Annotated in this window: 14 protein-coding genes; 3 read left to right on the top strand and 11 right to left on the bottom strand. The window is 48.9% G+C overall.

Features of this window, described 5'->3' with window-relative positions; translation table 11 throughout:
• Window positions 1-61: 61 nt before the first annotated feature.
• The 5 genes from NE619_RS03790 to NE619_RS03770 all read right to left on the bottom strand — a co-directional run bounded on the left by NE619_RS03790 (window position 62) and on the right by NE619_RS03770 (window position 4821).
• A complete protein-coding gene (locus NE619_RS03790) occupies window positions 62-2791 on the bottom strand; it encodes a S8 family serine peptidase (protein WP_256131038.1) in 2730 nt (909 codons plus the stop codon).
• Window positions 2788-3297 carry a nitroreductase family protein gene (locus NE619_RS03785; protein ID WP_256131037.1) on the bottom strand — a complete coding sequence of 170 codons (510 nt, stop codon included), beginning with the start codon at window positions 3295-3297 and terminating at the stop codon, window positions 2788-2790. Before NE619_RS03785 ends, NE619_RS03790 begins: the two co-directional genes overlap by 4 nt.
• Window positions 3294-4367 (bottom strand): SIR2 family protein, encoded by a 1074-nt coding sequence (locus tag NE619_RS03780; protein WP_256131036.1) that lies wholly within the window; start codon window positions 4365-4367, stop codon window positions 3294-3296. Before NE619_RS03780 ends, NE619_RS03785 begins: the two co-directional genes overlap by 4 nt.
• 128 nt (window positions 4368-4495) lie before the next feature.
• The gene (locus tag NE619_RS03775; protein WP_256131035.1) at window positions 4496-4651 is read right to left on the bottom strand and encodes a hypothetical protein; all 156 of its coding nucleotides are present in this window, start codon (window positions 4649-4651) and stop codon (window positions 4496-4498) included.
• On the bottom strand, window positions 4651-4821 hold the full coding sequence (locus NE619_RS03770; protein ID WP_256131034.1) for a hypothetical protein: 171 nt from the start codon (window positions 4819-4821) through the stop codon (window positions 4651-4653). Before NE619_RS03770 ends, NE619_RS03775 begins: the two co-directional genes overlap by 1 nt.
• A 95-nt stretch (window positions 4822-4916) precedes the next feature.
• Here NE619_RS03770 and NE619_RS03765 point away from each other — a divergent pair, with 95 nt between their 5' ends.
• On the top strand, window positions 4917-5873 hold the full coding sequence (locus tag NE619_RS03765) for an aldo/keto reductase (RefSeq protein WP_256131033.1): 957 nt from the start codon (window positions 4917-4919) through the stop codon (window positions 5871-5873).
• A 24-nt stretch (window positions 5874-5897) separates the two neighbouring features.
• Here NE619_RS03765 and mnmA read toward each other — a convergent pair whose 3' ends face one another.
• The 5 genes from mnmA to NE619_RS03740 all read right to left on the bottom strand — a co-directional run bounded on the left by mnmA (window position 5898) and on the right by NE619_RS03740 (window position 9465).
• Complete coding sequence (gene mnmA / locus NE619_RS03760) at window positions 5898-6965, bottom strand: tRNA 2-thiouridine(34) synthase MnmA (protein ID WP_256131032.1); 1068 nt, start codon at window positions 6963-6965, stop codon at window positions 5898-5900.
• A 1-nt stretch (window position 6966) separates the two neighbouring features.
• A complete protein-coding gene (nifU, locus tag NE619_RS03755; RefSeq protein ID WP_256131234.1) occupies window positions 6967-7410 on the bottom strand; it encodes a Fe-S cluster assembly scaffold protein NifU in 444 nt (147 codons plus the stop codon).
• Between the two features lie 12 nt (window positions 7411-7422).
• Window positions 7423-8592: a cysteine desulfurase NifS gene (gene nifS / locus NE619_RS03750; RefSeq protein WP_256131031.1), complete on the bottom strand. Its 1170-nt coding sequence runs from the start codon at window positions 8590-8592 to the stop codon at window positions 7423-7425.
• A 91-nt stretch (window positions 8593-8683) separates the two neighbouring features.
• Window positions 8684-9127, bottom strand: a complete 444-nt coding sequence (locus NE619_RS03745) for a hypothetical protein (protein WP_256131030.1) — start codon at window positions 9125-9127, stop codon at window positions 8684-8686.
• A gap of 113 nt (window positions 9128-9240) precedes the next feature.
• Complete coding sequence (locus tag NE619_RS03740) at window positions 9241-9465, bottom strand: DUF896 domain-containing protein (RefSeq protein ID WP_256131029.1); 225 nt, start codon at window positions 9463-9465, stop codon at window positions 9241-9243.
• Between the two features lie 144 nt (window positions 9466-9609).
• Between NE619_RS03740 and fabF the strand changes: the two genes are divergently transcribed.
• Both fabF and NE619_RS03730 read left to right on the top strand, forming a co-directional pair.
• Window positions 9610-10842, top strand: coding sequence for a beta-ketoacyl-ACP synthase II (gene fabF, locus NE619_RS03735; RefSeq protein ID WP_256131028.1), 1233 nt, complete (start codon window positions 9610-9612; stop codon window positions 10840-10842).
• Window positions 10843-10871: 29 nt separating this feature from the next.
• On the top strand, window positions 10872-12530 hold the full coding sequence (locus tag NE619_RS03730) for a class I adenylate-forming enzyme family protein (RefSeq protein WP_256131027.1): 1659 nt from the start codon (window positions 10872-10874) through the stop codon (window positions 12528-12530).
• Between the two features lie 124 nt (window positions 12531-12654).
• On the opposite strand, the gene NE619_RS03725 is transcribed toward NE619_RS03730, so the two are convergent.
• On the bottom strand, window positions 12655-13200 hold the full coding sequence (locus NE619_RS03725) for a flavodoxin family protein (RefSeq protein WP_256131026.1): 546 nt from the start codon (window positions 13198-13200) through the stop codon (window positions 12655-12657).
• Window positions 13201-13223: the final 23 nt, after the last annotated feature.

The raw sequence follows: 13223 nt of genomic DNA, 5'->3' as shown, positions 1-13223 counted from the left end.
ATTATATCACAATGGGCGGTGTGATTCAAGGATTCGGCTCCTCAAAAGGCGCTTTTAAATGTCATTTTATACTAATTCGTTTGCTGTATTTGCCATAGATCTTTTTGCCCTTAGAATCGACCTTATAGGCACGAACTTTCACATAGTAGCGTTTGTTTTTCTTCAGGCCTTTGATCTTTTTGCTGGTGGCCCGGGTGTAGACGGTTTTGGTAGCTTTCTTTTTGAATTTCTTGGACCTGGAGTATTTAATCTGGTACCCGTGTGCTCCCGATACCCGCTTGTAGCTGACGGACATTTTCTTTTGGGTGATCTTCTTAAGCTTTTTAATACGAGTCTGGCCCGGCTTCTTCACCTTCGACCATTTTGCATAAAGCGTATAGTTTTTCCTGGTTCCTTTTTTGATATATTTGATTTTATGCTTGTATTTTTTGTCCGTATACCAGCCCTTAAACGCGTATTTGGACCGGGTCGGTTTTTTTAGGGTAACCTTTTGATTGTAATACATGGTCGGACTGTTTTTCGCCAGTGTTCCCTTGTTTTTCTTGTAATTGATGGTGTAGCAGCCGGTCACTTTGCAGGAAGCGGATTTCTGGCCTTTACCTTTGGAAACAGCAGTGATGGTCGCCGGTCCGTAGCCGATTGCCCGTACCGTTCCGTTTTTGTCGACAGATGCGATTTTGCTGTTGGAGGATCGCCAGGTAACGCCTTTCTCCACAGCTCCATAAGGATAAACGGATGCCTTTAAAGTGAAGGATGTACCTTTCTTTACTTTGGCGGAAGTCCGATTGAGCGCTATGCCTGTCACGGCCTGCGGTTTGCTCAGCCTTGCCAGGTCCAGCGTGCCGCCGGAAGCGACTTTTCCTTGCAGGGAAGCCGTGTTCCGCACGCTTTTTTTCAGCGTAGCGGCAACTTCCAGCGCAGACAGAGCAGGATCACCGGCGGAAACCAGGGCCGCCGCGCCTGCCGCATAGGGGGTTGCCATGGAAGTGCCGCTTAAGAATGTATATTTGCCGAATCGGCTGCTGCTTACATTTTCTTTACTGATGCCTACCTGATCCAGATTGATGCTGCAATCACCGTCTTCCACTGTGGAAAAGGCAAAGATCAACTCGCGCTCCTGTTTCTCATGTTTGTTTAATTCCGCCTTTGAATTCAGAGATAAAAAACGCCAGTCAGAATCAACATAGGTGGCGGCAGCAGGATCTTCTACCAAAGGACTACGGTCCCCTTTTTTTCTGTCAAAGACAAAAATGGCCCTTTCCTCTCCGGAGGTGGATTTGCTGCTCTGTACGGCCAGGCTGACAGAAATGGGAGCATCGGTCGTTTGCACGGTATAAGGCAGCATAAAATATACCATCTGATCCTCTACACCTTTGAAAGATAGGTTTAAAGATTGATGACTCTTATTGAACCAACGGGTTTTATCGATTTCAGCTTCCATGGAAACGCCGGCCCTGCCTGAAAAAGAAACCAGCTCCGGCACACCCCAGCCATTAAGAGACGCATCATCTTCATAGTCCGCAAACGCACTGCAGGTTTCGTCTCTTTTTTCCTGGCTGTAGATTCCCGGCGTAAAGGAATCATGGCTGACGGTGGAAAGAATCTGCGAGCCCGGAGCCGCCAGATCTACAGTGCCCCTTCCGTAGTTGGAGTAAGGCGCCAGATTACCCGCCGCGTCGGATGCCGCGACTGCAATGTTATAGGGACTGTCCGCGCCAGCAGGGACCACGGGCATATGATCGTTATTGGCAGAGCTGTTTCCGGCGGCACTGAAGGATAAGGCCCCCTTTTCACCGGTGATCGTCATAATTGGGGCAATTGTTTGATTCAGTTCTCTGATGACAGAAATTTCTCCGGCGTTTTCGATTTCAAATCCGTAAGAGTTATTGATGGCTGCGATGGGAACCCCCAAATCCTGGGCGCGGCTGATATACTCATAAGCCTGAAGAATACTGCTGGTATCGCCTTCGCCGTTGGCGTCCAAAACCTTTAAGGCCATGATCTTCACTCGCTGGTTGATTCCACTGATCCCTGCGCCGTTATTGCCGGCAGCGCCGATGATGCCGGCGCAATGGGTTCCGTGGTCATTATCGTCCATGGGATCGCTGTCGTCATTACAAAAGTCATAGCCATATTTTCCCGGCAGCTGTGAGGTATAAGGATTGATCCACATATTGTCCTTTAAATCATCATGGATGTAGTCCACCCCGGTATCAATTACGGCGACCACCTTGGAGGAACCGGTCGTTCCGCTGTTCCAAAGAGCCTCAGGATTCAGATCCATATCGATGGTACCGGCGTTCTGTCCGGTGTTATTAAGCGCCCACTGGGAATCGGCAAAGGTATCATTAGTTAAGGCGCTGGCTTTCACTTTGAAATTAGGGAACGCATATTTGACCGTATCCTCCTGTTTTAACTTTTCAATCAGTTTTTCAGTGGACAGGGTATCAGACTTTACCATGGCAACCGATGTTATTTTAGCTGCCCCGCTTTGTAACGTACTTTTTTCAGTTATAGCCTGTCCATCTTGCGGTTTAACAGCATGAGTAAAATTGCAGACATCAGTAACCTGAAGATCCGACAGACCAATGTCCTGCGCCGCCGCTCTTTTACTGACGCTGAAGCTAGACGTATCCTTGAAAAGAACGATAGCCTCCCCCTCTTTATATGCGGCCTCTTTCTTTTCCTGCCGCATCTGCGGCACGCCTGCGGCCGCGGCCGTGGAAACGCTTCCCAGAAAAACGGCCAGTGCTGTGACAATGGCTGCCACAATGCGGAAACGTTTACTCATTTTATGTACCTTACCTTCTGAGGATCAAAGTAGCCTCTGGCCTCCGGCTCCTGAGCCGGAACACCAACCGCGATTACCGCATATGGCACGCTTTTTATATTGAGCAATGCCTGCAGCTTTTCTACCCGGTGCTGAATGGGATACATGCCGCACCAGCAGGTTCCGTATCCCAGTTCCTGTGCCTGCAGCAGCACATTTTCCGCCGCCGCCCCGCAGTCCTGCGGCCAGAACCCGGAGCAGATGCCGGTCTGCAGTTCAGGTTTCGCGCAAATTACAATAGCTGCGGAAGCGGTTTTCAGCATCCTGGAGTAAGGATTGATTTCCGTAATCTTTTCCATCAAGCCTCTGTTCTCCAGTACGATAAACTCCCAGGGCCGGGTATTTCCTGCGCTAGGGGCCATCATGGCTGCTTCCAGCATCAAATCGATGTGTTCCTTTGGTATTGTGACTCCCTTTTTGTATTTTCGGATACTTCTTCTGCTGCGAATGGCTTCTGATACGTTCATATCGTTCCTCCTTGTGTTCCATCTATATATTGCTGTGGTGATTTGGCGAATTCCTCAAATGGAATATCGCCCTGATAATCTAAAATTGTGTCTTTTCTGAGGAAGCGAAGGTAACGATACGCTTCCTTCCTCTTCTCTTCGCCGGATTTTCCTTCATATCCGTTAAAGACGGATACTTTCAGGGGTGTTGAGCGCTTCCTGCCCTGCTCGCTCTTTTTCAGCAGGGTTTTGATATGTATATCCGCATGGGGGAAGGAATAACCGCAGATGATAATGCGGTCTGCCTGCGAAAGCGCTTCATAGGCATTTTCCCAGACGCGGCGGATATTGTCCCCATACTGCACAAAGTTTTTAAAATAAGTGGGCGGGATGATTACCGATGTCTGCACGCTGCCGCAGTTTTCACATTTGTGTGCGCTGAAGTCCAGCAGATTGTTGGCAGAAATTTCTGCGGCGCCCGTTGCCTGAATCCTGCCGCAGCCGGGACAGTAGAGCCAGTTCATGGAGCCGTGCAGCTTGAGCAGACGTATACCGTGGCCCTGATCGGTAAAACCATAGTTGATCGGTCTGCCCTGTGACAGCAGCGCGTTGTCTGCCAGAAGATCATAATTGGTGGAAAGAAAATCCACCTGGTGGCCTCCGCGGTCGCAGAGATTCTCAATCAGCAGCTTGTGATAACTATCGATAATCCGATAGTTCTGCTCACTTCGCTTATTATCCAGCTGGGATTCGATCGCCAGCGCCATGCTGGCAATGATGGCATCCTTGTATTTCCGGACGGTTTCTTTTCCGGCGTAGCCTCCTTCCACCTCCAAAACGCCCAGCGCTTCTTCAAATGTGGGGAAGAGGGCTTCCCGGGAATGGCTCAGGTTAATGCCAAAATAAACGTCAAAAAACGCAAAAAGATCGCTTTTCACGTTTTTGTAAAAGGGATTGTTTTTGTAATAGCGCTCACGGGTTTCCCCGGACTCATCCACGGAGTCCATATAGGCCCGGAACAATTCTTTCTGTAAGGGCGCGCCGTCGCTTTTCGATGCGCCGGCCCCCAAAAATACCACGATTCTTTCCATGCGCTCTTTCCTGTGCCTGACAAAATTTAAAATACTCCTTCCTTATTATATACTTATGCCGGTTGCGGCGCAAACAAAAAAGAGCGCATAGCCGGAATTTTGCCCGTCTGCACACTCTTTTCCACATCCTATTTTTCCTTTTTTGAAAGGATTTCGTCTTTTTTTCTCAGCTCTTCGATGATCCCGTCATCATCGTCCAGATCTTCTCTGGTCATACCCAGGATTTTCATATCATCCATCCGATTCCAGATTTTATCCTTTTCCATATCATCCAAAATACCCATTACATTACCTCCGTTAATTTTTCAGTGACTGTTTTCAAATCATCCACAGCTGTTTTCAGCCCTCGGTGGATCTGTCTCTGATCCTTTGGCGACAGGAACATGTACATATGCATTCCGATGATAGCGCCGGCAATGCCGATGCCCACAGCACCAGTGCAAAATTTTCCCATTTTCTGTCCCTCCTTGTATTTTCGTTTGTTTAAAATTAGTATGTCCTTACCTGTAAATATTATGTTACTATAGAACCATGTTTCAGGAGGTTTTTATGAAAAAAAATAAATTAGGAAATACCGGGATCGAAGTGACGCCTGTGGGATTCGGAGTGCTCACCGTGGGGAACACGCAGCTCAATCTTCCTGTGGAGGAAGGTGCTGAGGTTCTTCGTTATGCTCTGGAAAAAGGCATTAATTTTTTAGATACGGCCCAGTATTATGAAACGTATCCGTATATTAGAGAGGCATTGAAAAGCATCGATCATCGGCCGGTCATCTGTTCCAAATCGCTGGATCTGACCTACAGCCAGATGGAATTTGCCATTAATGAAGCTCTGGAAGAAATGGAGCTTGAATACATTGACATTTTTTTGCTTCATGAGGTCCGCCAGGATCCCGATTGGGACGACCGCGCCGGCGCCTGGCGCTGTCTGGTGGAGGCCAAGGAAAAAGGCCTGGTGAAAGCCATCGGCGTTTCCACGCACCATGTGGACGTGGCGGAAAAAATGGCTAGTATTCCGGAAGTGGATGTGCTCTTTCCGCTCATCAATTTTAAAAGCCTGGGGATCCGTAAAGGCGGCGGATCAGGGACAAAAGAAGAAATGGCAGCCGCCATCAAAGCCAATGCCGATGCGGGAAAAGGCGTGTTTGCCATGAAAGCCTTCGGCGGCGGAAATCTGACGGGCTCTTACTTGGAAGCCCTGGATTATGTCCGGGATTTGCCGGGAGTCGCTTCCATTATGATCGGTTTTGGCAGCAAGGAAGAAGTGGACCGCATCGTAGAATACGCAGAAGGTACCATTGACCGCAATTATACGCCCGATGTTTCAAAAAAAAGAATCCGCATCGACCAGGGAGACTGTGAAGGCTGCGGGGCCTGCATTGAGCGCTGTCCCAATAAAGCGATCTTCCGCAATGAAAACGGTTTGGCTCAGGTAGACCATTCCATCTGTCTCACCTGCGGGTACTGCGCGCCAGTCTGCCCGGTACGTGCGATTATCATGTTCTGAGTTTACATAATATTTTTATGGTTTCTATTCGATGAACCCTCCTCCGACGACACAGTCGCTGAGGTAAAAGACGATCGACTGGCCGGGCGTAGCAGCTCTTTGCTTTTCTTCAAAGGCAGCAAGGATTCTGCCGTCCGGCATAGTTTTTATGCGGGCAGGCGCAGGCTTTGCCGCATAGCGGATCTTAGCCAATACCTGTGCGTTTTCCAGATACTCCGGCATCCTGCCGCTCCCTGTGGCCGGGAAAAAGCTTTCTGAGCTGATTACTTCCCGGGAAAAAAGATCTTCGTGGTCGCCCAGAGTCACCGTATTTTTCACCGGGTCCACTCCAATGACAAAGACCGGTTTTCCAAAGGTAATGCCCAGCCCCTTCCTCTGGCCGATGGTGTAATGAATCAGACCTTTATGCTGTCCAAGGACCTTACCCTCCTTATCGACGAAATCACCTTCCGTTATGGTAAAGCCCCTGCGGCGGATATAGTCGGCGTAATTCTCGTCATCTGCGATAAAACAAATCTCCTGGCTGTCCTTTTTATCTGCGTTGAACAGCCCCTGCTCCCTGGCGATCGCTCTGGCCTGCTGCTTATCTTCCATGGAAGAAAGCGGCAGCAGCAGACGTTTGATGATTTCTGCCGGAAGCCGGTAGAGCATATAGGATTGATCCTTTTTTTCATTGGCCGCCCTGCGGATCGTCCACCCCAGCTGCGGGCTGCAGGCGGTATTGGCATAATGACCGGTGGCGATATGGAAGGCCCCGATTCGATCGGCTTCCTGAGTCAGTATTTTAAATTTGACGGTGGGATTGCAGAAAACACAGGGGTTAGGCGTTCTTCCCGCCGCGTATTCTCTGCAGAAATTATCGATGACCGTGCTTTCAAACAGCTGGTTCACATTGCGGTAGATGAAAGGAATACCGATCTCAGAGGCCGCCTGCTCAGCAGCGCGTCGCCCCTCCTCATTGCCGCAGGACACATCAAAATAAAGGCCTGTGACATCCATGCCTTTTTCCCGTAACAGCAAAGCAGCGGTAGTACTGTCTACTCCGCCGCTTAAGCCTAATATAACTTTATTTTTATTGAGTGCCGCACTCATCCTACGCTTCCTCCGGAAGATCGTGATGGTCGTCCTCATCCGCATTGGGATCAAAGCCTTCAAGACCTTTATAGTGCTTTCCCGTTTTCTGTGCGTAGTCGTAGATCGCCGATTTGATGGCGTGATCCGCAAGGACGGAGCAATGAACCTTGACCGCCGGGAGACCTCCCAGCTCGTTGATAATCTGCTTATTGGTCAGTTCCAGAGCCTCATCGATCGTCATACCGATAATCATATCCGTCGCCACGCTGGAAGACGCGATGGCCGACCCGCAGCCAAAAGTCTTGAACTTGGCATCGGTGATCTTGTCATCTTCAACTGTGATTGAGATCTGCATCATGTCTCCGCATACCGGACTTCCGTAAGTACCAACGCCGTCGGCGTTCTCTATTTCTCCAACATTATGAGGATTCATGAAATGATCCATTACTTTATCGTTATACATGTTTGCCATGTCTTACCACCCTTTCTCGCTTGATACTGATGAAATTTCTCTAAGTTTATTTACCACATTTTTCAGGGTTGAAACAACATAATCGATATCTTCCTTTGTCGTCATATCGCCTACGGTGAAACGCAGGGTCCCGTGGATCCTTTCCACCGGAATTCCCAGAGCTGACAGCACGTGGGAAGGCGTCAGGGACGCTGATGAGCATGCTGAGCCTGTGGAAACGGCAATGCCGTTCATATCCAGATAGAGCAGCATCGCTTCGCCTTCAATGAATTCGAAGGTCAGATTGGCGTTCCCCGGATGACGGTGTTCCATAGAGCCGTTTACATAAACGTTGTCGATATTTTCCTGAACCTGCTGAATCAAATAATCCCGCAGTGAGGAAGTATGTTTAATGTGTTCCGTAAGATTTGTGCGGGCCAGTTCAGCGGCTTTTCCGAATCCTACGATGCCGGCCAGATTTTCCGTGCCGGCGCGTTTTTTATTTTCCTGCGCGCCTCCATGAAGATAGTTGGAAATTTTTACGCCCTTGCGGATGTAAAGCGCTCCGATACCTTTTGGACCGTAAATCTTATGTGCGGACATGGACATTAAGTCTATGCCCAGCTCCTTCACATCGATGGGAACATTGCCCAGTGCCTGCACAGCATCAGTGTGGAAGAGAATTTTGTGGGCTTTGGCGATAGCTGCCAGTTCTTTGATCGGCTCCACCGTTCCCACTTCATTGTTGACGAACATGATGCTGATCAGGATCGTCTTGTCCGTAATGGCCGCTTCCAGGTCCGCAGGATTCACCCTGCCCTCTGAATCAACGTCCAGATAAGTAACGTCATATCCCCGCTTTTCTAAAAACTCGCAGGAATGGAGCATGGCGTGATGCTCGATTTTTGTAGTAATGATATGGTTTCCCTTTTTGCGCAGCGCATCGGCGGCTCCCATGACGGCCCAGTTGTCGGCTTCGGTTCCGCAGGATGTAAAGAAAATTTCCTTTTCCTCGGCGCCGATCAGCTCCGCCACCTGTTTCCTTGCTCCCGCAAGGGCCTCTTTGGATTCTGCCGCTATGCTATATAAACTGGATGGATTTCCATAGAGCTCGGTAAAATAAGGAAGCATGGCGTCTACCACTTCTTGTTTTACCGGCGTAGTTGCTGAATAATCTAAATAAACCTGTCGCATATTCTACTCCTTTTGTAATTCAATTCCTTTCAATACAATATACTATTATACCAATATTCAGCTGCTTTTAAACACTTTTTGCCAAAATTTTTTAAAGTTTTGACGGTTCAAAAACCGTCAGCTTATATCTGCCGTTGTCTTCCCGGACTACAACGTTATAGAGCGCCTCAGAAGATGAGGTCCCAGTATCCCATACGATCTCCGCTTCATAAGTTATGTATTGAAAGAACTGCTTTTTCTTTATCATTGTTTTAAAGTCCACAGAGCACATCCTGGACGCGTCAAAGAGCTCTTTGTCCGACAGATCCGCGAGATCCTCTTCCAATATCGTTTCATCCTCAATGCGGCGCAGTCGCTTTTCCGCCTCCGCGTATGGAATCTCTCCCTGTGAAAAACCCTGCAGAATTACAGTTCTCTGGTCGATCAGCGATTTGGCCGCGTCCTGGGTATCCTGAGAAGAAAAGCCGCTGAACAGGCAGAACACGATCACCGCCAGAGCAGGGATCGCCAGCAAATTGAAATACCTTTTTTTCATTTGTACACACCTCTTTGTTTTTTCTACTTGTACCGACTCGGCAGCGCCGATGTCAATGATAAATACAGTATAAAACAAAGAAAGCGGGAAATTTGTCTTTTCCCGCCGTCCGATCAGATATTTTTTTTATGTTTTTTGTTGTATTCTTCCAGTTCTTCCTCGCTCATATCCTCCACGAATTTGATTCGGTCCAGATGGCCTCTGAAATTTTCGCGGAACTTGGCCAGATATTCCTGACGCAGAGATTCTCTTTCCTTATGCTCTTCATCCGTCAGACCTTCTTCTTTGTGCTTTTTCGCCAGTTCATTAATCCGGTCGATCTTTTCTTTTCCTATCATGTTCAATCACTTCCTTACCGGTAAAATCGTTGTGTTTGCGGATTCAGTATATAAAATCCAACTTTTTTTGTCAACCTGACAGTAGATTTTTACAAAAAATATGGTAAAATGTTATGGATTGTAATTATAACTGGAGGAAAATAAATGAATGAAAAACTAGTTATCACCGGCATGGGAGCAGTTACTCCTATCGGAACCGGTACTGAGACTTATTGGAATAATCTGGTGCAGGGGGTCTGCGGGATCGACCGTATTACCCGTTTTGACCCACAGGAACTGGCAGTGCAGATTGCTGCCGAAGTAAAAGATTTTGACCCAAAAGAATATATATCGCCAAAACTGATCCGTGAAATGGATCTGTTCCAGCAATATGCCTACGCGGCAGCTGACGAGGCTCTCAATCAGAGCGGTTTTCCCGTGGAGAGTGAATCGGACCGGCTGGGAATCGTTATGGGTACGGCTATGAATGGAGTGGCGACGACAGCCATGACACAGGACGAGCTTACCTCAGGAAAGGCAAAGAAAGTGAGTCCCAGGTTCGTTCCAAAAATTCTGGGCAATCTGGCAGCGGCTCAGTTTTCCATTGCCAAGGGAATCCACGGCCCCAGCTATACGCTGAATACCGCCTGTTCTTCCGGTGGTGATGCCCTGAGTATGGCGGCGATGATTATCCGCGCCGGTGAAGCCGATGCTATGGTAATCATGGGAGGCGAAAGCAGCCTCTGTCCTGTCGTTCTGGGAAGTCTGGCCCAGGCGAAGGCTCTGTCCAGGCATAACGAAGACCCTAAAGCAGCCTGCCGCCCATTTGACGCGGATCGAAACGGATTCGTCATGGGGGAAGGCGGCGGAGCGCTGATCCTGGAGACGGAAACTCATGCGCTGGCCCGCGGAGCCGATATCCTGGCAGAGCTGGCTGGATACGCCAATACATCCGACGGCTATCACGTAACGTCTCCCGATCCATCGGGAAAAGGCGCAGTGGCATGTATGAGGCGCGCCCTTGATCTTGCAGAAATGGCTCCCGATCAAATCGACTATATCAACGCCCATGGCACATCGACTCCTCTTGGCGATCCCATCGAGACAAAAGCGATCAAGGAGGTGTTCGGAGAAAAGGTTCCTCCTGTAAGCTCAACAAAAGGCGCCACAGGGCATCTCATGGGAGCAGGAGGCATTACAGAGGTCATCGCCTGTATCAAAGCCATCCAAACCGGAATCCTTCCCCCTACCCTGAATTACCGCACTTTGGATCCGGAATGTGATCTGGACTATATTCCCAACAATGCCAGAGAAACCTCCATCGGCGCAGCCATGTCCAATGCGCTTGGCTTCGGCGGACAGAATTCCAGTATTATTGTGAAAAAATACAGAAAATGATTGAAGATGAGAAAGAAGGGTTTTGTACGATGTCATTTACTTATGACGCAACGATGTTTAAAGAAACTTTTGAAACATCATTTACCTATTTAAATGGATTTATGCGCAATGTGTCGCGATTTGCGGACCGGCCTGCTCTGTTTGATCCCGAAACAGAGAAAAGGTGGTCCTACGCAGAATTGAATCAGGATGTAAATCGATTGGCTAATGCTCTGGCCGAAGACGGTATCCGGAAAAATGACGTAATTATGTACCAGCTTGCCAACTGTGCGGAATTCGTATTCTGCTATCTGGCTCCCCAGAAGATCGGAGCCATCAACTCTCCGATCAATTACCGGCTGGCGCCGGGAGAAACTGCCATGTCCATTGATGACAGCAGGCCAAAGGTATTTGTTTACGACATGGAGAGCCGCGAGACGGTGCAGGAGGCGCTTGCCATGTGTGCCCACCGCCCGGAAATCCTCATTATGACCGGATGTACGGATGAAGATGAACTCCCCCGCGGCCACATTACTTATGAAGATTATGTAAAAGATCAGTCCGATGAGAATCCGGTCAGAACGGAGCCTTCCCATATCTATGACGAAACGACTCGGCTCTATACATCGGGAACCACCAGCAGACCGAAAGGCGTTCCGCTCAACAATATCAACGAAGTGCTGTCCGCCCACGACGTCTTAATGCACTTCCCCCTGACGCCGATGGACCGAACGATGAACATGACGCCATGGTTCCACAGAGGCGGTCTTCATTCCGGCGGTCCCTGCCCAACACTGTATGCCGGCGGCGAAGTAATCATCCTCAGGGAATTCACCCCAAAAAAATGTCTGAAATACGCAGAAAAATATGAGATCACGTTTTTAATCGGAGTCCCTGCGGTTCTGACACTGCTGACGCAGGTCCAGGAACGCAATCCTGTAGACCTTTCCAATCTGAAAGGAATCGTAACCATGGGCAGCCCTCTTGAAAAAGCGGCCTGTGAACGATTCCATAAAGTCCTCAGTCCCAATATCTTCAATGGATACGGTACCACCGAAACTTTCTGGAATACCTTCCTGCGGCCCTACGATCTGCCGGAAATGGCGGGAAGCGCAGGGCGTGCCTGCACGGATGACGATGTCCGCGTTGTAAAAGTCTATGAAGGCCACAAAGCTGAGCCGGATGATCTGGCCGAAAAGGACGGACAGGATATCGGAGAAGTTATCCTCTGCTCCCCTGCAAAATCCTCTTACAGCTATTACAACAATCCTGCTGAAATGGACAGGAAGTTTTATAAAGGGTTTATGTATACCGGAGACCTGGCCACATGGGATGAAAACCAGTTCGTCACCATTGTGGGAAGAAAAGACGATATGATCGTTTCCGCCGGTGAAAACATTTATCCTTCTCAGGTGGAGGAGGTTTTAAACCAGCATCCGAAGGTTTTTGAATCCGCAGTGGTAGGCGTTGCCGACAGACTGAGAGAACAGGCCGTAGCCGCATACATCGTTCCGTCGGATGACAGCCTTACCGTCGAGGAGCTGGGAGTTTACTGTATGGAACACCCAATGCTGGCCAATTACAAATGTCCGCGGTTCTATCGCTTTGTCGAAGAACTTCCTCATACGGCCACCGGCAAGCTGATGCACTATAAGGTAATGGAAATGGCCGCGGAAGATCAGGCCGCCAAAAAACTGCAGCGACCTTAAAAAGTTCAAACCATCTGAATAAAAACAGATCCGCTGTCCGCAGGTTTTCCCTGACAGACAGCGGATTTTTTCTCTTTGCGAGCAGATATTCTCCGACCCATTCAATTTTCGCCTTACTTTTATGCTACAGAGACTTTCCCAATTCGTAAGCCTGCTTCATGATTTCGCTTTCATCGCTGGTATCCGTATCTCCTCCGGCAATGAGTTTTCCCACAAGATCCATGTCCTTGCTGGTATATGTACTCAGATACCAATCGTAGTTGGCCTGATATTTTTCATAATCTGCCGGCGCTCCCTGAGCAAAGATGCCGATCAGCTTGATGCCGGACTGAATACGCGGTTTGCGGTCTTTGTCGGACAGGCAGTAATGGCGGTTCATAAAGGTAATCATCGGTCCCGTCACCTGGGAATAGTAATTGGGGGAAGTCAAAATCAAGGCGCCGCTTTCTCTCAGATCCTTAAAGTATTCTTCCATATCGTCTTCGATCACGCAGTCCGTGTCGTATTTCCGGCAGCAGCCGCAGCCGTGACATCCCAGTATGTCCATTTCGTTCACATTGTAAATCTTTACCTTATGTCCTGCGTTTTTTGCGCCCTCTATCGCCCTCATGGCGATCTTTGTGGAAACGCTGGCGTCTCTGGGGCTCCCCAGAACAGCTATTATCTTCATAATTCAACTCTCCTTTTCCATCA

The organism is Anaerovorax odorimutans, from assembly GCF_024459955.1.
Classification (GTDB): domain Bacteria; phylum Bacillota; class Clostridia; order Peptostreptococcales; family Anaerovoracaceae; genus Hominibacterium; species Hominibacterium odorimutans_A.
The sequence above is the reverse complement of the archived record's forward strand: the minus strand, read 5'-3'. Positions and strand labels throughout refer to the sequence as shown.